This window comes from Microbulbifer harenosus (genome assembly GCF_005771435.1).
GTDB lineage: Bacteria > Pseudomonadota > Gammaproteobacteria > Pseudomonadales > Cellvibrionaceae > Microbulbifer > Microbulbifer harenosus.
The window spans coordinates 279,932-301,826 of sequence record NZ_VANI01000005.1 but is presented as its reverse complement, the minus strand read 5'-3'; the positions used below and the strand labels follow the sequence as shown (position 1 = coordinate 301,826).

Here is a 21,895-nt window from a genome sequence, read left to right as displayed (position 1 = left end):
TGTGAGCCTTTTTTGTATGTGGCGGACCGGACGGGACTCGAACCCGCGACCTCCGGCGTGACAGGCCGGCATTCTAACCAACTGAACTACCGGTCCGCAGTTCTGACATTCCTTTAAGAAATCTGCCGTGCAGAGTAAAGGAAGTGGTGGGTGGTACAGGGGTCGAACCTGTGACCTACGCCTTGTAAGGGCGCCGCTCTACCAACTGAGCTAACCACCCCGCGTCAGGAGGTGCGTATATTAACGATAGTTTTGAGAGTTGCAACTGTTGGGTAAAAATTCTTTTCAATTCTGTTTGCGGAGGTGGGCAAGGTGCGTTTCGGGAGCATGTCACTGCCGCGACAGTCGTTAACGGGTAGAATTTGTTTTTTTCTTGGTCGAAAGGTTTATCCATGAAGAGCAGATTGATGATGGCCGGGCTGGTAACTGGCTCGGTGATGGGGGCGCTGGTGGGCTGTCAGAATATGGAAGCGGTTTCACCCTGGGTGGACCTTGGTAATCAGGTTGCCAAGAATGCGGGTTACGACACCGACTCGCGGCTTGCCCGCGCCATCAAGGATACTCTGAGCGCCAGTACCGACCGCGCCAGTACCGGGTTGTCGCAGCAGGGCGCCTTCCACTTGCAATTGCCCCCGTCCGCACAGCCTGTTGCCAACAGTTTGCGCCAGTTCGGATTTGGCAGTTATGTGGATCAGCTCGAAGCGGCGATGAATCGCGGTGCGGAGCAGGCCGCCGTTGAAGCGGCGCCGGTATTCAAGCAGGCGATAGCCGGGATGAGTGTAAACGATGCGCTCGGAATCATTCGCGGCGGTGACACCGCCGCAACGGAGTACTTCCGCGGGCAAACCGAAAGCGCGCTGCGCGCGCGGTTCCAGCCGATTGTGGAGGCCAATCTGCGGAAGACCGGTTTTTACGACCAGTACAAAAGTATGCTCGCGGTATACGAAAAGTTACCCATTGCCAACAAGCCCGCCATGGATGTAGAGCGCCACGTGGTCGATAGCAGTATGGCAACCCTGTTCACCCGTATCGGTGAAGAGGAAGCGTTGATCCGCAAAGATCCGGTTGCGCGGGGCAGCGTGCTGATCGGTCAGGTATTTGGTGAAGGTTAACGCGTTGCTGACAGTCTGACTGTACGCGGCCATGTGAGAGGAAGGGGCTGAATGTCCCTTCTTGTTTTTTTATTTTTCGACGCATGCAGGTAAATCTGCACATACAAAAAAGGCCCACACTTTCGTATGAGCCTTTTTTGTATGTGGCGGACCGGACGGGACTCGAACCCGCGACCTCCGGCGTGACAGGCCGGCATTCTAACCAACTGAACTACCGGTCCGCAGTCCTGACATCCCTTTAAGAAATCTGCCGTGCAGAGCAAAGGAAGTGGTGGGTGGTACAGGGGTCGAACCTGTGACCTACGCCTTGTAAGGGCGCCGCTCTACCAACTGAGCTAACCACCCCGCGTCAGGAGCTGCGTATAGTAATGATATTTTTTGGGGCGTCAACGTTTTTTGAAAAAAATATTGTGATTCAAAGAGTTATGTCTGTTTCTCGCGGTTTGGAGCGGATTCCGCGTGGGTGTGTCGGGGTGGCCTGGCGCTGCTATAATCCGGCCACTTTCAATCCGCCTACCTGCCGCGGGAGACCATCAGTGCTGAACAAGATTGAATACAGGCCGCTGCGCGGCGCATGGACACTGCTGCTGGCGGTGGTCATGTACGCCAGTGCGAGCTGGGCGTCGGTGGAGGTGGAACCGCTTTCCAGTGCCGAACTGCAAGCGCGCTATCTGGTACTGATTGAAGAGATGCGCTGCCCCAAATGCCAGAATCAGAATCTCGCGGGCTCCGACTCCATGGTGGCAAATGACCTACGCCGTGAAATCCGTCGGTTGCTGGAAGAGGGATTCAGCGACGCGGAGATTCAGGAATACATGGTGGCGCGCTACGGTGACTTCGTACTTTACCGGCCGCCACTGCAGCGCAACACCATGGCGTTGTGGATTGCGCCCGGTGTGTTTGCGGCGCTGGGCCTGTTGACCCTGATTGTCATCGTGGCGCGTGCGCGCAATGGTCGCGGCGGTCGGCAGGATCAGGAATCACAGGCATTGAGTGCCGAAGAGCAGCGGCGGTTGGCGGAGTTGCTGAACGTGAGTGAACAGGGCGGAAGTAAGAGCGATGATTGATCTCTGGTTGATATTGGCGCTGTTACTGCTGCCGCTGGCCGCCATCATCGCTTGGCCGTTGCTGCGCTCCGGTGGGCTTAACAGTCAGGGTGCAGATGGCAGCGCGGATACCCGCACACTTCTGTACCGGGAGCACCTGGCCGAGCTCGACGCCGCCCATCTCAGCGGCGCCGTTGACGAGGCGCAGTACCAGTCGCTCAAGACTGAACTGGCGCGCAAGCTGCTGTCGGAAGAGGGCGGCGGTTATCAGTTGACCGGCGCGCAGCAAGGCGGGCGCAGTCTGCTGTATGCGCTGGCCGTTCTGGTGCCACTGGCCGCGGTGGGACTGTACGCCCACTGGGGTTTCTACGACGACCTCGCCCTGTACCGCGATATCGCCGCCAGCCACACTGGTGAGACCGATAGGGTGACGGAAGCCCGTATCACCCAGCAGTTGAGCGCGCGCGCAGGATCACACCCCGAGGATCTGACCAGCCGTTACGTGCTGGCCCAGCGCCTGCTGGTAAGCAATGACATCGAGGGAGCGGTAAATCATTACCGCTATATAGTTGCGCACGAACCCGAGGCGGCGAATGTCCGCGCTGAGCTGGCGCAGGCACTGTTTTTCGCCAGCGGCTCGCAAATGACGCCGGAGGTTGTGAAGGAGGTGGATCTGGTGCTGGCGGTGCAGCCGGACAACACCACGGCGCTTGGTCTGGCGGGTATCGCCGCGTTTGAACGCGAGGACTTTGCCGCGGCGCGGGCGCACTGGCAGCACGCGTTGGCGCAGATGCCGGCGGGTTCCAGTGCGGCGCAGGCACTGTCGGCGGGTGTTGCCCGTGCGGAGCGGGCGCTCGCGGATGCCGGCGGCGAGCAAAGCCAGAGAAATGCCCATACGGAGCCAGCGGTAACCTCCGCGCCGGGAGCAACAGAGGTGGCCGCCGGAGAAAATCGCATCGTGGTCAAGGTGACCCTGTCGGATGGGATCCAGCACGCGCCCGATACCCCGGTCTTCATCTATGCCCGCACCTCAGCGAGCCCCATGCCGTTGGCGATCGTCCGCCTGACCGCGGCAGAGCTGCCGGTGGAAGTGGTGCTGGATGAGTCCAAAGCGATGATGCCTGGAAGCAGCCTCAAAACGGTGGATGAGGTGCAGCTGGTGGCGCGCCTCGCCATCAGTGGCGGCGCCCGCCCCGCGCCGGGAGACTGGCAGGGTGCCGTCGAGAGGTTGCCCCGCAGCGACTGGGCAGAACCCGTACACATAACGATCGATCAGGAAATCTGACCTATCTTACGGCGTGCCCCGTGGCGATTGTGTGGCGCTGCGGGGTTTGGCTCCCGTGGTCAAAAATAGCGCTGAAACCCTGCCCTCAGCCATGTACAATCGGCGGTTTGCAAAGACAAAGCGGCGATTTGGCATTCATTTTTTGCCGGGTCACCCGGAGATTACAACGAAGAGCGTTCGGCGGCGGTGCAGTGTGACCGTACGGGCGCCGTGTATTACCGAGTTTCAAGACCATGCGTTTGAAGTGCATCAAGCTGGCCGGGTTTAAGTCGTTCGTCGACCCGACCACCGTATACTTCCCTTCCAACCTCAGCGCCGTGGTCGGCCCCAACGGCTGTGGTAAATCCAATACCATCGACGCGGTGCGCTGGGTGATGGGGGAGTCGTCCGCCAAAAACCTGCGTGGCGATTCCATGACCGACGTTATCTTCAACGGCTCCAGTGGTCGCAAACCGGTCGGTCAGGCCTCTATCGAACTGGTGTTCGACAATTCCGCCGGCAAGCTCACCGGCGAATACGCCGCGTTCAGTGAAATCTCCATCAAGCGCAAGGTAACCCGCGACGGGCAGAACATCTATTACCTGAACGGTGAAAAGTGCCGCCGCCGCGACGTGACCGACCTGTTCCTGGGTACCGGCCTCGGGCCGCGCAGTTACGCCATCATCGAACAGGGCATGATTTCGAAGTTGATCGAGGCCAAGCCGGAAGAGCTGCGGGTGTTCATCGAGGAGGCGGCGGGTATCTCCAAGTACAAGGAGCGCCGCCGCGACACCGAGAACCGCATGCGTCGCACCAAGGAAAACCTTGAGCGCCTCACCGATATCCGCGATGAGTTGGATCGCCAGCTGTCGCGCCTCGAACGCCAGTCCGCCGCGGCAGAAAAATACAGCCGTTTCAAAGAGGAAGAGCGCACTCACAAGGCGCACTTGCAGGCGCTGAAATACCGGGAGCTGGACGATCAGACCCGGGCCAAGCAGCAACAGATCGGCGAGCTGGAACTCACCGTGGAAGAGCTGGTGACCCGCCAGGTGAGCTGCGATACCGGGATCGAAACACAGCGCGTGGCCTACCACGAACTCTCCGATGCATTCAACGAAGTGCAGGGGCGTTTCTATGCGGTGGGGGCCGATATTGCCCGCCTGGAGCAGAGCATTTCCCACGCGCGCGAGCGCAACTCCCGGCTGCAGTCGGATCTGGCCCGCACCGAGCAGGAATTCGCTGAGTCCCAGTCGCTGCTGGCGGCAGACCAGGAGCGCGCGCTGGAATTTGAAGCGGAACTGGAAGTGATCGTGCCGGACCTCGAAATGGTCCAGGCGGCAGAGGAGGAGTCTGCCCAGACCCTGCTGACCGCGGAAGATCAGATGCGCGAGTGGCAGAACGAGTGGGACCAGTTCAACCAGGGGGCGTCCGACTCGCGCCAGCGCGCGGAAGTGCAGCAGTCCCGTATCCAGCATCTGGAAACCTCTACCCAGCGCCTGCGCGACCGTATCAACAAACTGCAGAGCGAACTGGAAAGTCTCAGCAGCTCCGGCGACGACAGTGAGCTGGAGCAGCAAAACGAAGAGCTGGCGGAGTTGGAAATGCAGCTCGAAGAGCTGCGCGGCTCCATCGCCGAGCAGGTGGAGCAGTTGTCTGAGTTGCGCCGCCAGGAAACCGACATTGCCAGTGATCTCGACAGAGAGCGCCTGCAACTGCAGACCAGTCGCGGCCGCCAGGCCTCCCTTGAAGCGCTGCAGCAGGCGGCCATGGGGCAAGGCAAGGCGGTGGCCAGTTGGCTGGAACAGCACAACCTGCAGGACCGCCCGCGTCTGGCGGAGCAGATCCGTGCGCAATCCGGCTGGGAAACTGCGGTGGAAACCGTGCTCGGTGCCCAACTGCAGGCGGTGTGTATCGATCAGATTGAATCCTTGCAAGAATCCCTCTCCAGCCTCGAGGGCGGCCAGGCGGTTTTCGTCGACGGTCGCAGTGTCGTCGCATCCAGCGCCGGTGGGCTGCCCAGATTGGTGGATGTGGTAGAGGCGCAGGTGTCTCTTGTCGGTCTGATCGACGGCATCTACACCGCGGATGATCTGACCGCAGCACTGGCCGCACGGGATCAGTTGAAGGGCGGCGAATCCATCGTCACCCGCGACGGTCTGTGGATCGGTCCCAACTGGTTGCGGGTCAGCCGAGGCGCGGATGCGGAGGCCGGGGTGCTGGCACGCAAGCAGGAGCTGGAAGATCTCTCCCGGTCTCTCGAAGAGTGCGAAGTGCGCATCGAAGAACTGACTGAGCAGCGCGAACAGCTGCGCCGGCGTGCCGGCGAGCTGGAAGCCGGCATCGAGCAGGCCCGCGACAGCGCTGAACAGTTGAACCGCCGCACCGGTGACCTGCGCAGCCAGTTGTCGGCCCAGCGCGCGCGCCAGGAGCAGATGGACGAGCGCCGCCGCCGTATCGAGCAGGAAATTGCCGAGGTGCGCGAGCAGAAAGACGCGGAGGCCGAATCCATATCCGAGGCGCGCATCGCCTTGCAGGAAGCGGTGGAGGCCATGAGCGATGATACCGACCGCCGCGAAACCATGCTGGCGCGCCGCGAGGCCCTGCGTGAAGCCCTCGATGCCGCCCGCCAGCGCGCCCGCGAAGATAAGGACCGCTCTCACGAGCTGGCCATGCGTGAGCAGTCCGTGCGCACGCAAAAGGTGTCGCTCGAGCGCACTCTGCAGGTACTGCGCGAGCAGGTCGAGCGCCTGCAGGAGCGCCGCGAGCAGTTGCATTTGCAGATGGAGGAAGCCCAGGACCCTTCGCAGGATTTCCAGGGCGAGCTGGAAGAGAAGCTTGCCCAGCGCATCGACGTCGAGCAGGAGCTGGTCGAGGCGCGCAAGAAACTGGAAGAGGTGGAAACCACCCTGCGCAACCACGAACAGGAGCGCCAGAAAGCGGAGTCCGCCCTGCAAGGCGTGCGCGCCCAGCTGGAGATGCAGCGCCTGGAGTCCAAGTCACTGGAAACCCAGCGCAATGGCCTGGTGGAACAGTTGCGGGAATCCGATCATGACGTGCAACAGCTGTTGGAGGAACTCCCGGAAGAGCTGACCGTCGAAGCTGTACAGCAGGACATCGAACTGGTGGCCGCGCGGATCTCCCGACTCGGCCCCATTAACCTGGCGGCCATTGACGAATACAAGCAGGAATCCGAGCGCAAAAACTATCTGGATCGTCAGTTCGGCGACCTGAACGACGCGTTGGAAACCCTGGAAAATGCCATCCGCCGTATCGACAAGGAAACCCGCACCCGCTTCAAGGAGACCTTTGATCAGGTCAACAGCGGTCTGCAGGAGCTGTTCCCGAAAGTGTTCGGCGGCGGTCACGCTTATCTGGAACTGACAGGAGAGGATCTGCTGGATACCGGCATCGCGATCATGGCGCGTCCGCCGGGCAAGCGGAACAGTACCATCCACCTGCTGTCCGGTGGAGAAAAGGCGCTGACCGCGATTGCGCTGGTATTTTCCATCTTCCGCCTCAATCCGGCGCCCTTCTGTATGCTGGATGAGGTAGATGCGCCACTGGACGATGCCAACGTGGGCCGCTATGCGCGCATGGTGAAAGAAATGTCCGAACACGTGCAGTTCATCTACATTACTCACAACAAGATCGCCATGGAGATGGCCGACCAGCTGTTGGGGGTAACCATGCACGAGCCGGGTGTATCCCGCCTGGTATCCGTGAACGTGGAAGAGGCCGCGGAGTTGGCATCGGCGTGAGAATGATACGAGTAAGCCGCAGGTGGAATATCCCGGTGAATGGCAACATGTGGATGTCGGCATAGGGAGAGGGAAGCACAAATGGATAACTGGCTGATCAATCTGTTGGCCCTGGTGCTGTTTGTCGCCGTGCTGGACGGCGCGCGCCGTGCCTGGCTCAAGCACCGCGACAGCATGAAGGTGTCGCGCAACCTGTCCCGTTCCATGCGCCGCGATCTGGACGACGACAACAACGACATTCTCTCCAGCCCCCGGGTCGTGGAGGATGCGGAGCGTCCGGCGTCCCGGGCCGATGTCGCTTCGCCCGCATACGACCGTGGCCGCGGCGATGATCCGGAACTCGGGCCTGCGCTGGCGGAATCGCCGCTGGAATATATCGACCCGGAAGAGGCGGAAAAACGCCGCCAGATTTCCGCGGAGCTGCCCGGCACCGTGCGTGTGGTACAGCGCCGCAAGCCGGAAGACGCGAACCAGGTCAATCGACAGGTCCAGCAGAACTTTTACTCCTCTCGCAAACCGCTGGCGGGCAGCCGCCCTGATCGCCGGGAATCTGACGAAGCCGGTGATGCATCGCTGACGCGCGCCGAGCCGGGGCCGGAAGGCAGGCGTATGCCGGAACAGGTGTCGTTGAATCTGGACGAACAGGTGCCTGTGCTGATGGACTCCGTCGCTGACGAGGCACCCGCAACTCCTGAAGAAGCTCCCCGCGAAGAAGTGCAACCACCCTTCTGGCAGGCATCTGCTGAACCGGATGATGACCTGTCTCCGCGGGATGAACCAGAGAGTGTGGCTGAGACACAGCGCGAGGCGGATCCGCTGGCCAATCTTGCCGAAGAACCGCTGTCCAGTGGGCGTCGCGAGCCATCGCTGGACGAATCCGTGAGTCTGGATTCCCTGCACGCGAGTGCGGAAGAACAGGGCAGTCACGGCGATGAACCGGAAGAGAAACCGCGCACCGCGAAATCACTCTGGGCCAGCGCTGAAATCAAGCTGCCGGAGCTCAAGTTCCCCGACTTAAAAAAAGCGGTCGCGCCTGCGCGGGAGACCCGCGAGCCGTCGCAAGCGCCGTCGAAAAGGCAGGCGGGCAAACGCGAATCCGCAGCGCGCAAGGAGCGTCCGGTGGAAGAAGTGCTGATCCTGAATATCATGGCCCCCGCGGGAGACTACTTCGAAGGTAATGACCTGCTGCGAGCCCTGTTTGCCTGTGGTATGCGCTTTGGTGATATGAATATCTTCCACTACCATACCGGTGAAGATGGTGAAGGGCCGGTACTGTTCAGCCTGGCCAACATCGTGGTGCCCGGCACCTTCGATATGTCCGCCATGGAAGACTTCACCACCCCCGGTGTCAGTCTGTTCCTGGCGCTGCCGGCGGAAGTGGAAGCGCTGAAGGCGTTCAACACGCTGCTGACAACCGCGCGCTATATTGCCGAGCAGCTGGGTGGCGAACTGAAAGATGAGAATCGCAGTGTGTTTACCGCGCAGACCGCGGAACACTATCGCCAGCGGGTGATGGAGTTCCAGCGCCGCAAGGCGCTGGCCAAGGCGCAGGCCTGATCCCGATAAATATTTGTAGGAGCCAGCCTGCTGGCGAACTGTTCCAGCTTTGAGGTTGTTCGCCAGCAAGCAGACTCCTACAGAAACACCACTTCTCGTTCCACCGGCAAGAATTCCCTATTTTTGCGGATAAAAAATGACAAAAACTATTCCCCCCGAGACGCAGAAGCGCGCTCTGGAACTCCACGACATTCTCAACCGCGCCAATTACCAATACTACGTGATGGATGCGCCTGAGCTGCCGGACGTAGAGTACGACCGCTGCCTGCGCGAACTGCAGGCACTGGAACGGGAATACCCGCAGTTGGTCACCGGCGATTCTCCCACCCAGCGCGTGGGAGCGGAGCCGCTCGCGGCATTTACCCAGGTTCGCCATGAAATGCCTATGCTGTCGCTGGACAACGCCTTCAGCGACGAGGAGATGGAAGACTTCGACCGCCGCATCCGCGAGCGCCTGAACAGCGCCGAGCCGGTGGAATATGCCTGCGAACCCAAACTCGACGGCATTGCAGTCAGTTTGATGTACCGCAACGGCATTCTTGAGCGCGCCGCCACCCGTGGCGATGGCACTGTGGGTGAAGATATCACCATGAACGTGCGCACTATTTACTCGGTGCCGCTCAAGCTGCTCGCCAGTGACGTGCCAGCGGTGCTGGAGGTGCGCGGCGAAATCTATATGCCCAAAGCGGGCTTCGCCGCTTTGAATGAAAAAGCCCGGGAAGCCGGCGAGAAGGGCTTTGTGAACCCGCGCAACGCCGCTGCCGGCAGCCTGCGCCAGCTGGACCCGCGCATCACCGCCCAGCGCCCGCTGGAGCTCTGTGTGTACAGTGTGGGCATTGTCGAGGGCGGTGAGCTACCCGCACGCCATTCGGAAATTCTCGAGCAATTGAACCGCTGGGGGTTTCGTATCAACAGTGAAATGGCCATTGCGGAGAATATCCAGGCCTGCATCGAGTACCACCGGAGACTCGGCGAAAAGCGTCCACAGCTGGCCTACGACATTGACGGTATCGTGTTCAAGGTCAACAGCATTGCACTGCAAAAGCGCCTCGGTTTCGTGGCGCGGGCGCCGCGTTGGGCAACCGCGTACAAGTTCCCCGCCCAGGAGGAAATGACCGAGCTACTGGACGTGGAATTCCAGGTGGGCCGCACCGGTGCGGTCACTCCGGTTGCGCGCTTGCAGCCGGTGTTTGTGGGCGGTGTGACCGTCTCTAACGCCACCCTGCACAACCGCGATGAAATCGAGCGCCTGGGGGTGAAAATTGGCGATACCGTGATTATCCGCCGCGCCGGCGATGTGATTCCGCAGGTGGTTTCCGTGGTGGAAAGCCGCCGCCCCGCGGACGCGCGGGACATCGAATTCCCCAGCCACTGCCCGGTGTGCGACTCGCCGGTGGAAGCCACGCCCGGCGAGGCGGTGGCCCGCTGCAGTGGCGGTCTTATCTGCAGCGCCCAGCGCAAGCAGGCGATCAAACACTTCGCTTCGCGCAAGGCCATGGACATCGATGGCCTCGGCGACAAGCTCGTCGAGCAGATGGTCGACGAAGGGTTGCTCCACTCTGTGTCCGGCCTATATCACCTGTCACTGGAACCACTGGTGGCGCTGGAGCGCATGGGCGAAAAGTCTGCACAGAACCTGCTGGATGCTCTGGAGCGCAGCAAAGCCACCACACTGCCCAAATTCCTCTACGCGTTGGGCATCCGCGAAGTGGGCGAGGCCACCGCACGCAACCTGGCGCGCCACTTCGGCCAGCTGGAAAAACTCATGCAGGCAGATACCGAAGCTCTGCAGCAGGTAGAGGATGTGGGCCCTGTGGTCGCCCACTATGTAGCCGAGTTCTTCGAGCAGCCGCACAACCTCGAAGAAGTGGCCGCCCTGCAGCAGGCTGGCGTGCACTGGGAGGACGAAGTGCAGGAAGCCGGTGCGCAACCGCTCGCGGGCCAGACCTGGGTGCTCACCGGCAAGCTGGAAACGCTCTCCCGCAGTGAAGCGAAAGATTATCTGCAGCGCCTCGGCGCCAAGGTCGCCGGTAGCGTCTCTGCCAATACCCACACGGTGGTGGCGGGGCCCGGCGCAGGTTCCAAATTGAACAAGGCGCGGGAACTGGATCTACCGGTGCTGGATGAAGAGGGGCTGATGACGATGCTGCGTGAGCAGGGAATCGAAATCTGAGCACTTGTTAGCCCGCTGCCCGAAATGCGATCGAATTGTGAATTTGGCGACAATCGAAGGTGGCTTTCTGACTGAGGCGCCGTTACAGTTGGCGAATCCGTTTTTCCGATAGTGCCTGCCGGCCAATGTAATTGCGCCGCAGGGAAGTGTAGGGGTTGGCACCGCGTGATTCAGGGTGATCAGGAATCCATCGTTTACGGCTGTATCAAAGACAGCAACAGCCTGACTGGCGGCAGCGAACGCCGCCGGACCAATCGCGAAGCCATTCTGGCCCTGCCCAGTGCCGACGAATGGCCTCTCCTGTGTCGCGATATGTTTTCGGTTCCCACCATCAAGGTCAAACAATCCCAGTACCAGACGGATGTCATCCACTTCGGAGCCTCCTATCGCGCCATTGAATACGAATGGAATCAGTGGATACGAAAATTCGAGGAACTGCTGCACAGCATGTACTGGGTGTCTGCAACCGTTCATCTGGAAACCGAACTGTCCGGAACCCACTCATTCAACTGGGAAGCCGCCGGCCTCTATCATGAGCCGGGAAGCGGTGACATGCAGGTGCGCTGTGAGTGGACCCAGGAAGGACGCGTCAGCATATAGCCGATTTCCAATTCGCCAGTCCGCACATTAGATTGGTGACGGTTTTCTACTCGCACAGTTTGTTGTGCCGCTTTTCATCGGCAGCGCGACCGAGGTGATCAATGCCCGACCAGTCAGCTGAAGGCTCCGAGAAATTTCGCATCGAGAAAGACAGCCTGGGCGAGGTGCGTGTTCCGGCGTCGGCCCGGTACGGTGCGCAGACACAGCGCGCGGTGGAGAATTTTCCGGTCAGCGGCTACCCGCTGCCGAAGGAATTTCTGCGAGCGGTTGTCGCCATCAAGCGCGCGGCTGCGGAGACCAATCGCAACCTGGGAATTTTGTCAGCGGATCTGGCTGATGCCATTGTTCAGGCCTGTGATCAGCTGGACGACGCCGACTACTACCGCCACTTTCCCGTGGATATTTTCCAGACCGGTTCCGGCACCAGTACCAATATGAACGTGAACGAGGTGCTGGCCCATATTGCGACTGAGTCGAGTGGGCAAACGGTCAGTGCCAATGACCACGTCAACATGTGTCAGAGCAGTAACGATGTCATTCCCACTGCCATCCATCTCTCCACATTGTTGGCACTGCAGAACCGGTTGTTGCCGGCGCTGGTGCATCTGATCGACGTGATCGAAACCAAGGCCGGCACCGTTGAGCTAGTGCTGAAAACCGGTCGCACCCACCTTATGGATGCGGTCCCCATCACCCTGTCTCAGGAGCTGAGGGCGTGGGCGGCGCAGGTGAAACTGTGTAAGGAGCGCATTGAATCCACGCTGCCGCGTCTTGAAGCGCTGGCACAGGGGGGCACCGCCGTGGGCACGGGGCTGAATGCCCACGAGGATTTTGCTGTGATATTTGCGCGCAAACTAAGCAGTGCCTGTGGGGTTTCCCTGCGCCCGGCGGAGAATGCCTTCGCGGCGATCGCCAGCCAGGATACTGCGGTGGAAGTTTCCGGGCAGCTGAAAACCCTGGCGGTCGCGCTGATGAAGATCGCCAACGACCTGCGCTGGATGAACAGTGGCCCGCTGGCCGGGTTTGGCGAAATCGCGCTGCCACCACTGCAACCCGGCAGTAGCATCATGCCCGGCAAGGTGAATCCGGTGGTTGCCGAGTCTGTGGCGATGGTGGCAGCGAAGGTAATGGGCAACGATACCTCCATTACTGTGGCGGGGCAGAGCGGCAATTTCCAGCTCAATGTTATGCTGCCGTTAATCGCCTTTTCCCTGCTGGAGAGCGTGCGGATACTGACTGCCGCCACGCGCCTGCTGGCGGACCGGGCCATCGCTGGTTTTACTGTCAATCAGGAGCGGATGCACGAAGTGCTGGAGAGAAATCCGATCCTGGTAACGGCACTCAATCCCGTGATTGGCTATGCAAAAGCGGCAGAAATTGCCAAGAACGCGTATAGCAGTAACCGCCCGGTACTGGACGTCGCGGTGGAAATGACCGGGTTGTCGCGCGCTGAACTGGAATCGCTTCTCGATCCCGCGCGTTTGACACGCGGCGGTATCGTCGATGGCGATTGAGGCGGGATGTGCGCCGCGCGAAAGGTAAAAACGTGCAGTGAGCGACGGTGTGCGCGGCTCCCTTAGCTGAGCAGCAGAATACCGAGTAGTACCGTGCCGGTGAGCAGCATCATACATTCCACCCATATCGCCAGCTTGCGCAGTGTCTTGCGGTCTTCTCTGCGATAGATCAACTTTTTTTTCATCTTGTGCATCTGCCTGGCGTAGCTGCGGAAATGCCGGGAACGTCTCGTGGGCGGCGGCTTCGTTGACACCAATGTCCTGATGTTGCAGGATGCGGCGCCGTGTCCAGCCCGCAATCGGAAACTATCCTTACGGATAGCATTACTGACGGACATGCCTGAAGCTTAGTGTTGGCGCCTGCTGTCGACCACCCGTTCATATCTCGCTGGAATTTCTGCTATGGCCATTAAACGCCGCCGTTCCTTCGTTACCAGTGTGCTCGCATGCATCGCCTTTGTCGCAGCGGCGATCTGGAGTTGGGACCTGCCAGTGAGAGATGTGCTTAGTTACCTGGTGCTGATGCTGGTGTTTCTCGCTGTCATTGTTGCGTTGGCGCTGGGGTTTGGTGCGCTGTTGAGCTGGCTGCGCAATCGCAGAAATAAGTGACCTGGAAAAATATACGATCAGCAGCACTTTGAGAGCGGGAGTCCGACGGGAAATATCAGCAATTATGGAAAGCGCCAACGACGACATCCGCATTCCCATTGCCTATGTGCAACGCTTACTGGACGAGGCCTCAAACCACGGCTGTGACCGCCGTGAACTCCTGGCCTCGGTGGGTATTACTGAGCGGGACCTGGAAGACACGGCGGCGTTTTCCGCAGTTAAGTATGGAAGGCTTTACCAGCGGGTGATGTGGCTCGCTCAGGATGAATGGTTCGGCATGTTAAGCGGTGGGCGCGTGCGCACGGGTTCTTTCCGCCTGCTGTGTCTCACGGTGGTGAACTGCGCGACCGTGCGTCAGGCGATCACTCTGAGCGCGGAGTTCATGGAGATCTGTCGCGGTTTTCGCGTCAAACCTGTGCTGCACCGGGATGGGGAGCGCGACAGGGTGGTCATCCAGGGCATCAGCTCCCTGGCGCCCGGCGAATTCGACCAGCTGATTGCGGAGACGTCGCCGGGCGTGATCCGCACCACCTTGGCAGTATGGCACCGTTTTTACTGCTGGCTGGTGGGATTGGAAATTCCCCTGGCGAAACTCCACTTTTCCTTTCCGTGCCCCGAGGAGTTCCGCGCGTTGGCCCAGAGCGAGGCGGGTGAGTTGCTGTTCGATCAGCCTGGAAACGCGCTGGAATACGAGAGCCGCTATCTGGACTATCCGATTGTGCAGAGTCCGCAGACTGTGGAGGATTTCATTCGCACGGCCCCCTACCACCTGGTGATCAGCGATGGCAAAGCCAACAGTATCAAGACCAAGGTGAAGACCATTCTCAACCGGGACGTGAGTGAATCCATGCCGGCGGCGGAGGCGGTGGCCGAGCGCCTGAATATGTCGGTGACGACGTTGCGGCGCAAGTTGCAGCAGGAAAATACGTCTTATCAGAAGCTGAAAGATGAATGCCGTATGGAGGCCGCCTTCCACTATCTCAGCTGCCCGGATCTCTCCAATACCCAAATCGCCGAAATGCTCGGTTTCGATGAGGCCAGCGCTTTCTTTCGCGCCTTCAAGAAGTGGACCGGCGTTACCCCTGGGGAGTACCGCAAAAGCCCGCGCTCCACGGCGGTAGGGCTCTGATTTCCTTCCGGCTCAGCGATTTTCTCCACTTGTCCTGTGACACAACACGGTGTTGCAGGTGCATATTTCCACGTAATCTGACCGGTTCGTCAGGCCAGAAGTCCCCGTTCTCGCGCCGTATTTTGTTAGTGGTTTGGGCATTTTTCGCCATAGTGGCTTTTGGCAATTTGCAACTAAGATGAATAAAACCAAAAGTTGAGTCACAGGCGTGACGGCCCGGTACTGCCTTTCGGTATCGTCCGTAATCACTGTGAACACCGGGCCCAGGTCCACCGACTACAAAATTGCCAGAAGAGGGTTATCAGGATGAGCGAGATCAAGATTCCGCTGCGCGACATGCGCTTTGCCATGCGTGAACTGCTGAACTGGGACCAGCACTATGCGTCTCTGGGCTACGAAGACGCGAGCCCCGATGTAGTGGATGCGATCCTGGAAGAGGGCGCCAAGTTCTGCGAGAACGTCCTCGCGCCGCTGAACCAGATCGGTGACCAGCAGGGCTGTACCTGGAACGACGGCGAAGTCACCACCCCGGAAGGCTTCAAAGAGGCCTACCAGCAGTTCGTGGAAGCCGGTTGGCCTTCTCTGGCACACAGTGTGGACCACGGCGGCCAGGGCCTGCCGCCGTCACTGGGCACTATCCTGAGTGAGATGGTGGGTACTGCGAACTGGTCATGGGGCATGTACCCGGGCCTGTCGCACGGCGCCATGAATACCCTGGAGGCCCACGGCACCGATGAACAGAAACATACCTACCTGACCAAACTGGTCGAGGGCAGCTGGACCGGCACCATGTGCCTGACAGAGCCGCACTGCGGTACCGATCTGGGTATCCTGCGCACCAAGGCTGAGCCCAATGACGACGGCTCCTACGCCATCTCCGGCACCAAGATCTTCATTTCTGCCGGCGAACACGACATGGCCGAAAATATCGTCCACATCGTGCTCGCGCGTCTGCCCGATGCGCCTGCGGGCACCAAGGGCATCTCCCTGTTTATTGTGCCCAAGTTCCTGCCCAACTCAGACGGTTCCGTGGGTGAGCGCAATGGCGTGACCTGTGGTTCCCTCGAACACAAGATGGGCATTCACGGCAACGCCACAGCGGTGTTGAATTTCGACGGCGCCAAAGGTTTCCTGATCGGTCCGCCGAACAAAGGCCTGAACTGTATGTTCACTTTCATGAACACTGCGCGTCTGGGCACTGCTCTGCAGGGTGTTGCGCATGCGGAAGCGGGTTTCCAGAAATCCCTGGCTTATGCCAAGGATCGTCTGCAAATGCGTTCTCTGAGTGGCCCGAAAAACCCCAATGGCCCCGCGGACCCGATCATCGTACACCCGGACGTGCGCCGTATGCTGCTGACGCAAAAAGCCTTTGCCGAAGGTGGTCGTATGCTGGTGATGCTGTGCGCGCAACAGGTGGACCGCACCCAGGTGGGCAGCGAAGAAGAGCGCAAAGAAGCCGATGATCTGCTGGCATTCCTGACGCCGATCGCCAAGGCATTCCTGACCGAGACCGGTTATGAGTCCGCCAACCTGGGCATGCAGTGCTTCGGTGGCCACGGCTACATCGCTGAGTGGGGCATGGAGCAGAATGTTCGCGACGCGCGTATCTCCACTATCTACGAAGGCACCACCGGCGTTCAGGCACTGGACCTGCTGGGCCGCAAGGTGTTGATGAGCCAGGGTGAGTTGCTGCGCAAGTTTACCAAGGTCGTGCACAAGTTCTGCAAGGCCGAGGTTGATAACGAGGCACTGGCCCCCTACGTTGCCAAACTGCAGGAAATTAACCAGCAGTGGGGCGAGCTGACCATGAACATCGGCGTTAAAGCGATGGAAAACCCCGACGAAGTCGGCGCAGCGTCCGTGGACTACCTGATGTATTCCGGCTATGCGGTACAGGCTTATCTGTGGGCGCTGGCAGCCAAAGTGGCGAATGAACAGCTCGCCGCGGGCACCGCGGAGGAAGACTTCTACCGCGCCAAACTGGCTACCGCACGCTTCTACTTCGACCGTATTCTGCCGCGCACGGCGACGCACGCCAGCGCGATGCAGAGTGGCGCCGACAATCTGATGAGTCTGGACGCGGAACACTTCGTATTCTGAGCCTGACGTCACCGAGGCACCGCCGCTGGCAACAGTGGCGGTGTTTTTGAATCCGACTTCCGCCAACGGAGGCGAAAGTGGGGTGAAAGGAAAACCGGAGCATCGATGCAACTACCGGCGAATATTCTCGAGCGGCTGCGGGGGCTGGCTTGTTTACCAAATACCACTCGGGTACAGTTTCGCCTGCCGGATGGCAGCGATTTCTACCTGCAGGTGCAAGGTAATCACGACGCGGAAGCCGCCATTGAAGCCGTGCAGATTCCGGGGGAGACGGTCGCCGCCGATCTGGAACTCGAGATGTCGTTCAAAACGCTGAATGATATTATCGACGGCCAGTTGAGCGCGCGGCATGCCTTTCTGTTGGGAGACATTCGCTATACCGGTAACCGCGAACTGGCGGCATCGCTGGCGGATCTTTTCTCCAGCCACTGAGCGTAAACCAAAGACGCCACAGTCAGAGAATTACCTGACGCGGAATAGCCACCGCCCATTATTGATGTTCAAATATCCTGCCGCGAGTGCACGGCGAAGATCCAATCGGCACCCGTTGTGTAGTACCCCGCTGAAGCGAAATTCAGGCGGGTGATTTGCCACGTTGAAGCACATTCATCGGATAACTACCAAAACTTACAATAATTATCTGTCCGCATAACGCCTGGCCTGAGGATTTCGTCTATATACGGACAAGGAAATGCGCACTGGCCATCTGACGACACCGGGTTCGCCAGATGATCAGCACGGTGCGGGTTTCTTCGTTCTGTAGCCTGAGTGATAATTCACGGGTTAAGGTTCGGCGCCAGACCGGCGGGCAGCACCACAAAAACAACATTGGGAGAAATAAGTTGGACATCGAACGCAGTATTCTTGACGTGTTTACCAGCGCCGCAGCCAAATATTCTGAAAGGCCCGCGTTTACCTGCCTGGGGCATACGCTTACCATTGGCGACATCGACCGACTCAGCGCCAACTTTGCCTCTTACCTGCAGCACAACACCAATCTCAAGCCCGGCGACCGTATCGCGGTGCAGCTGCCCAATGTTCTGCAATATCCGGTGGCGGTGTTTGGTGCGCTGCGCGCTGGCTTGGTTGTGGTCAACACCAACCCGCTGTATACCCGTCGCGAACTCAAGCATCAGCTGAATGATTCCGGCGCCAAGGCGCTGGTGGTGCTGGCTAATATCGCGGATACCGCGTCTTCAGTGGTTGCGGAGACCTCTGTAGAGCAGGTCATCGTTTCCGAAATCGCCGACCTGCACCCGCCGCTCAAGCGCGTGCTGATCAACAATGTGGCGAAATACATCAAGAAAATGGTGCCGGCGTTCAATTTTGCCAACCAGGTGGATTTTCGTGATGCCATGGCCGCCGGCGCCAAGCAACCGCACCAGGACGTGGCGCGCACCCCGGACGATATCGCCGTGCTCCAGTACACCGGTGGTACTACCGGCGTGGCCAAAGGTGCCATGCTGACCAACCGCAACCTGGTGGCGAACATGGAACAGGTGCGTGAAGCCCTGGGTGATTCCATGAAGGAGGGTGAGGAGTATTACATTGCACCGCTGCCGCTGTATCACATCTACGCCTTCACCATTCACTGCATGTGTCTGTTTACCACCGGTAACCACTCGCTGCTGATCCCGAATCCGCGGGACATTCCGGGATTTGTCAAAACCCTGAAGGGCAAGCGCTTCACTGGTTTCTGCGGCCTGAATACCCTGTTCAACGGCCTGATGCGTTGCCCGGATTTTGCCAGCCTGGATTTCAGCAAACTGCACACCACCTGTTCCGGCGGTATGGCGCTGACCCGCGCCACCGCGGAAAAATGGGAGCAGATGACCGGCTGCGTGGTGACCGAAGGTTACGGTATGACAGAGACATCACCGGTAGTTTCCTTCAATCCCGCAGAAGCGGTGCAGCTGGGCACCGTGGGCATTGCCGTGCCGGGTACCGAAGTGAAAGTGACGGACGAGAATGGCAACGACCTCCCCAACAACACGCCCGGAGAGTTGTGTGTTCGCGGTCCTCAGGTAATGAAGGGTTACTGGGAGCGTCCGGAAGCCACGGCTGAGACCATCGACGCGGAAGGCTGGCTGAAAACCGGCGATATGGCGGTGATCCAGGACGACGGTTACATCAAGATCGTAGACCGGAAAAAAGACATGATCATCGTGTCCGGCTTCAATGTCTATCCGAATGAAATCGAAGATATCGTGGCGGCGCACCCGAAAGTGACCGAGGCGGCGGCGGTGGGTATTCCCGACGAGCGCAGCGGGGAAACCGTCAAGTTATTTGTGGTGAAGGCGGACCCCTCGCTGACGGCGGAAGAGGTTATCGCCTACTGCCGCGAGAATATGACCGCTTACAAGGTTCCGAAAAATATCGAGTTCCGCGAAGATCTGCCGAAAACCAATGTTGGTAAGATTCTGCGTCGCGAGCTGCGCGATGAAGAGCTCAAAAAAGTGGAAGCAGAAGTCAGCGCCTGATGGCTGTCATTTGTTTTCCCCAAAAAAACCCGCTGCTTGCAGCGGGTTTTTTTATTCAGGGCAATTTTGTGATGGCGATGCAATACCGGCTGACGCCGTGAAATTCGTAGGTGCGCTATAACTAGGAGACGAATGCATACGGTTGGAGCACTGAATGTCGGAACAGCAGCGGCGGCACACACTGATTCACGAAGAATTGCCCGCGGAACATGAAGATCCTCTGATTCGTGTCTTGCACATCATCATTCGCGCTTCTGTGCGCTTTTTGGCGGTGTTGATGGCGCTGGTGATCATCTGGAGTGTCGCCGATGTTGTGTGGGTGTTGTATCAGCGTCTGCGCGCCGAACCTGTACTGCTGTTGAATCACAACGACCTGTTCGATGTATTCGGCGCGATCATGTTGGTACTCATCTCTATCGAGATATTCATCAACATCCGTCTTTACCTGGGGTCCAATGTGATCCCGATTCAGCTGGTGGTGGCGACAGCGCTGATGGCGATCGCGCGGAAGGTCATTGTGCTGGATCTCGACGAAACCGGGCCAATCTATATTCTGGGAATTGCCGCGGCGGTACTGGCGCTCGGCATCACTTATTGGCTGGTGGCAAAGAAAGAAACACTGACCTACGGTGAGCGGCGCAGCCTGCTCGAGGATAAAGACACCTAATTTTATTAATCCCAAATAAACATAGGGCGCCCAATGGCGCCCTATGTTTAGAGACCGAAGATAGAACGTGTGGCAGTGCGATTACTTGCGGGCATCCGCACTCTGGTCGCGGGCCGCACGGAACTCGTTGCCCGCATACCAGTTCGGCCAGTCGCGGCTGTTGGCGAGTTCCAGGCCCAGGTCGAGACCGAGGGCCAGATCCAGTGCGGCGCCTTCCAGGTTCCACTGCGGGTCGTACTCGTCGCCGGGCTTGTGGTAGTGCTCTGCGGTGTACTCCTCGCCTTTCTTCTGCGCCCATTCGCGGCCGTGCTCAAAGCTGTCGGTTCCGGAATCGAAATACAGCATTGGTACACCTTTCTTGGCAAGGCTGAAATGATCTGAGCGGTAGAAGTAGCCGCGCTCAGGATGGTCTTCCGGGGCCAGGTAGCGGCCCTGTTTGGCGGCGGCTTTTTCCAGCAGTTTTTCCAGCTCGCTGTTGCCATAACCCACTACGATCACATCGCGCATAGGGCCGAGAACCCCCATGGCATCGAAGTTGATTCCCGCCACGGTTTTTTCCAGTGGCACCACGGGGTTTTCCGCGTAGTACTTTGAGCCCAGCAGACCAGATTCTTCCGCGGTCACCGCGACGAATACCAGGGAGCGCTCCGGGGCCTGTGGCATTTTCTTCACCTGCTGGGCCATGGCAAGCAGTCCGGCAGTACCGGTGGCATTGTCAACGGCGCCGTTGAAGATGTGGTCACCACCTTCGGCATGCTCGTTCACCCCAAGGTGATCCCAGTGCGCGGTGTAGATGACGGCTTCATCCGGATACTTGCTGCCGGGAATTTTGGCCACCACGTTGCGGGAATTGGAGGTGCGCACCTTGCTCTTCAGCTCCACTGAGGCGCTGAGGTCCATCGGCTTGGGTTTGAAACCGCGCTGCTTGGCTGCGTCCATTTCCTGTGCCAGGTTGAGGCCGGCAGCGGTGAACAGCTCCTTTGCCGCATCGCCGGTCATCCAGGCTTCCACCGCCACGCGGTCGGTATTCTTGTCATCGGCCGCAAGGCTGATCTGGGCGCTGGACCAGCTGCCGCTGACGACTTCCCAGGGATAACCGGCAGCCCCGGTTTCGTGAATGATGATCGCGCCTTCCGCGCCCTGGCGGGCGGCTTCTTCAAATTTGTAGCTCCAGCGGCCGTAATAGGTCATGGCGTTGCCGTTGAACAGGTTCTTGTCCTGAGTGGCGTAGCCTGGGTCGTTGACCAGGATCACCGCAGTCTTGCCTTTCATATCGAGGCCGGCATAATCGTTCCAGTTGTTCTCCGGCGCGACAATACCGTAACCCACGAATACCAGTTGGCTGTCCTCAAGTTTGCTCTCGGGTACCTGGCGCTGGGTGAAGGTCACCATATCGGTCAGAGGCTGCAGGGATTTTTCGAACCCCTTGCCCTTGATTACCAGCGGGGTGGTTTCGATATTCATTTCCACCACCGGCACCTGCTGGAACCAGCTGGGGTTGCCGTCGGCGTCCTGGGCCCCGGGTTCCAGACCCAGTTTCTTGAACTCTTCTGCCAAGTAGTTGACCGTCAACTCCTCGCCTTTGGTGGCGGGGGCGCGGCCCTCGAATTTGTCGGAGGCGAGAACCGCGATGTGCCTGTGCAGGTCTTTGGCCAGTTCCGCGACTTCGGCTTTTTCTTCCGCGCTCAGGGTGGGCTCGCTTGCGTGTGCTGTGGTTGCCGCTTCATTTGCTGGCTGGGTTTCGCTCGCTTGCGGAGCGGCTGCCTCGGTTTTTGCCGCTGCTGTATCCGCGTCTTTTCTGGCGCAGCCGCCGATGGCCGCCAGACCCGCGAGGGCCAGTGGCAGCGCCAGGCGCCGCCAGTGGTGGGGCAATTGCATGGTCGTTT

The 21,895-nt window shown here is 59.4% G+C and carries 16 protein-coding genes and 4 tRNA genes; 14 read left to right on the top strand and 6 right to left on the bottom strand.

Features of this window, described 5'->3' with window-relative positions; translation table 11 throughout:
- Positions 1-19: 19 nt before the first annotated feature.
- A tRNA-Asp gene (locus tag FDY93_RS05835) sits at positions 20-96 on the bottom strand.
- Between the two features lie 48 nt (positions 97-144).
- Positions 145-220 (bottom strand) — tRNA-Val (locus FDY93_RS05830).
- 172 nt (positions 221-392) lie between these two features.
- Between FDY93_RS05830 and FDY93_RS05825 the strand changes: the two genes are divergently transcribed.
- Entirely contained in the window at positions 393-1,112 is a 720-nt protein-coding gene (locus FDY93_RS05825) for a DUF4197 domain-containing protein (protein WP_220446107.1), read from the top strand.
- A 144-nt stretch (positions 1,113-1,256) separates the two neighbouring features.
- Here the strand turns inward: FDY93_RS05825 and FDY93_RS05820 are convergent.
- Positions 1,257-1,333: transfer RNA gene (locus FDY93_RS05820), tRNA-Asp, on the bottom strand.
- Positions 1,334-1,381: 48 nt separating this feature from the next.
- Positions 1,382-1,457 (bottom strand) — tRNA-Val (locus FDY93_RS05815).
- A 191-nt stretch (positions 1,458-1,648) separates the two neighbouring features.
- On the opposite strand from FDY93_RS05815, the gene FDY93_RS05810 reads away from it, so the two are divergent.
- From FDY93_RS05810 to FDY93_RS05780, 7 genes are all read left to right on the top strand, one after another.
- On the top strand, positions 1,649-2,179 hold the full coding sequence (locus FDY93_RS05810; RefSeq protein WP_240914269.1) for a cytochrome c-type biogenesis protein: 531 nt from the start codon (positions 1,649-1,651) through the stop codon (positions 2,177-2,179).
- Complete coding sequence (ccmI, locus tag FDY93_RS05805) at positions 2,172-3,443, top strand: c-type cytochrome biogenesis protein CcmI (RefSeq protein WP_138234792.1); 1,272 nt, start codon at positions 2,172-2,174, stop codon at positions 3,441-3,443. Before FDY93_RS05810 ends, ccmI begins: the two co-directional genes overlap by 8 nt.
- 233 nt (positions 3,444-3,676) lie before the next feature.
- Positions 3,677-7,180, top strand: coding sequence for a chromosome segregation protein SMC (smc, locus tag FDY93_RS05800; protein ID WP_138234791.1), 3,504 nt, complete (start codon positions 3,677-3,679; stop codon positions 7,178-7,180).
- A gap of 81 nt (positions 7,181-7,261) precedes the next feature.
- The gene (zipA, locus tag FDY93_RS05795; RefSeq protein WP_171018903.1) at positions 7,262-8,737 is read left to right on the top strand and encodes a cell division protein ZipA; all 1,476 of its coding nucleotides are present in this window, start codon (positions 7,262-7,264) and stop codon (positions 8,735-8,737) included.
- Positions 8,738-8,873: 136 nt separating this feature from the next.
- A complete protein-coding gene (ligA, locus tag FDY93_RS05790) occupies positions 8,874-10,910 on the top strand; it encodes an NAD-dependent DNA ligase LigA (protein WP_138234789.1) in 2,037 nt (678 codons plus the stop codon).
- A 165-nt stretch (positions 10,911-11,075) separates the two neighbouring features.
- Positions 11,076-11,510, top strand: a complete 435-nt coding sequence (locus FDY93_RS05785; protein WP_138234788.1) for a hypothetical protein — start codon at positions 11,076-11,078, stop codon at positions 11,508-11,510.
- A gap of 101 nt (positions 11,511-11,611) precedes the next feature.
- Complete coding sequence (locus tag FDY93_RS05780) at positions 11,612-13,024, top strand: class II fumarate hydratase (protein WP_138234787.1); 1,413 nt, start codon at positions 11,612-11,614, stop codon at positions 13,022-13,024.
- Between the two features lie 62 nt (positions 13,025-13,086).
- On the opposite strand, the gene FDY93_RS19845 is transcribed toward FDY93_RS05780, so the two are convergent.
- Positions 13,087-13,209: a hypothetical protein gene (locus tag FDY93_RS19845; RefSeq protein ID WP_281282507.1), complete on the bottom strand. Its 123-nt coding sequence runs from the start codon at positions 13,207-13,209 to the stop codon at positions 13,087-13,089.
- Between the two features lie 217 nt (positions 13,210-13,426).
- On the opposite strand from FDY93_RS19845, the gene FDY93_RS05775 reads away from it, so the two are divergent.
- From FDY93_RS05775 to FDY93_RS05750, 6 genes are all read left to right on the top strand, one after another.
- Positions 13,427-13,633, top strand: a complete 207-nt coding sequence (locus FDY93_RS05775) for a hypothetical protein (RefSeq protein WP_138234786.1) — start codon at positions 13,427-13,429, stop codon at positions 13,631-13,633.
- Positions 13,634-13,697: 64 nt separating this feature from the next.
- Positions 13,698-14,762: an AraC family transcriptional regulator gene (locus FDY93_RS05770; protein WP_138234785.1), complete on the top strand. Its 1,065-nt coding sequence runs from the start codon at positions 13,698-13,700 to the stop codon at positions 14,760-14,762.
- Between the two features lie 306 nt (positions 14,763-15,068).
- Positions 15,069-16,862, top strand: coding sequence for an acyl-CoA dehydrogenase C-terminal domain-containing protein (locus tag FDY93_RS05765; RefSeq protein WP_138234784.1), 1,794 nt, complete (start codon positions 15,069-15,071; stop codon positions 16,860-16,862).
- Positions 16,863-16,967: 105 nt separating this feature from the next.
- Complete coding sequence (locus FDY93_RS05760) at positions 16,968-17,294, top strand: SCP2 sterol-binding domain-containing protein (protein ID WP_138234783.1); 327 nt, start codon at positions 16,968-16,970, stop codon at positions 17,292-17,294.
- Positions 17,295-17,704: 410 nt separating this feature from the next.
- Positions 17,705-19,342 (top strand): AMP-binding protein, encoded by a 1,638-nt coding sequence (locus FDY93_RS05755; RefSeq protein WP_138234782.1) that lies wholly within the window; start codon positions 17,705-17,707, stop codon positions 19,340-19,342.
- Between the two features lie 154 nt (positions 19,343-19,496).
- A complete protein-coding gene (locus tag FDY93_RS05750; RefSeq protein WP_171018902.1) occupies positions 19,497-20,009 on the top strand; it encodes a phosphate-starvation-inducible PsiE family protein in 513 nt (170 codons plus the stop codon).
- 81 nt (positions 20,010-20,090) lie between these two features.
- Here FDY93_RS05750 and FDY93_RS05745 read toward each other — a convergent pair whose 3' ends face one another.
- Positions 20,091-21,887, bottom strand: a complete 1,797-nt coding sequence (locus FDY93_RS05745) for a M28 family metallopeptidase (protein ID WP_138234781.1) — start codon at positions 21,885-21,887, stop codon at positions 20,091-20,093.
- Positions 21,888-21,895 lie beyond the last annotated feature (8 nt).

Coding starts and splice junctions, on each gene's coding strand:
- ccmI (WP_138234792.1), top strand. CDS start 2,172: ATGATTGATCTCTGGTTGATATTGGCGCTGTTACTGCTGCCGCTGGCC.
- FDY93_RS05765 (WP_138234784.1), top strand. CDS start 15,069: ATGAGCGAGATCAAGATTCCGCTGCGCGACATGCGCTTTGCCATGCGT.
- ligA (WP_138234789.1), top strand. CDS start 8,874: ATGACAAAAACTATTCCCCCCGAGACGCAGAAGCGCGCTCTGGAACTC.
- smc (WP_138234791.1), top strand. CDS start 3,677: ATGCGTTTGAAGTGCATCAAGCTGGCCGGGTTTAAGTCGTTCGTCGAC.
- FDY93_RS19845 (WP_281282507.1), bottom strand. CDS start 13,209: ATGAAAAAAAAGTTGATCTATCGCAGAGAAGACCGCAAGACACTGCGC.
- FDY93_RS05775 (WP_138234786.1), top strand. CDS start 13,427: ATGGCCATTAAACGCCGCCGTTCCTTCGTTACCAGTGTGCTCGCATGC.
- FDY93_RS05825 (WP_220446107.1), top strand. CDS start 393: ATGAAGAGCAGATTGATGATGGCCGGGCTGGTAACTGGCTCGGTGATG.
- FDY93_RS05780 (WP_138234787.1), top strand. CDS start 11,612: ATGCCCGACCAGTCAGCTGAAGGCTCCGAGAAATTTCGCATCGAGAAA.
- FDY93_RS05760 (WP_138234783.1), top strand. CDS start 16,968: ATGCAACTACCGGCGAATATTCTCGAGCGGCTGCGGGGGCTGGCTTGT.
- FDY93_RS05745 (WP_138234781.1), bottom strand. CDS start 21,887: ATGCAATTGCCCCACCACTGGCGGCGCCTGGCGCTGCCACTGGCCCTC.
- zipA (WP_171018903.1), top strand. CDS start 7,262: ATGGATAACTGGCTGATCAATCTGTTGGCCCTGGTGCTGTTTGTCGCC.
- FDY93_RS05750 (WP_171018902.1), top strand. CDS start 19,497: ATGTCGGAACAGCAGCGGCGGCACACACTGATTCACGAAGAATTGCCC.
- FDY93_RS05770 (WP_138234785.1), top strand. CDS start 13,698: ATGGAAAGCGCCAACGACGACATCCGCATTCCCATTGCCTATGTGCAA.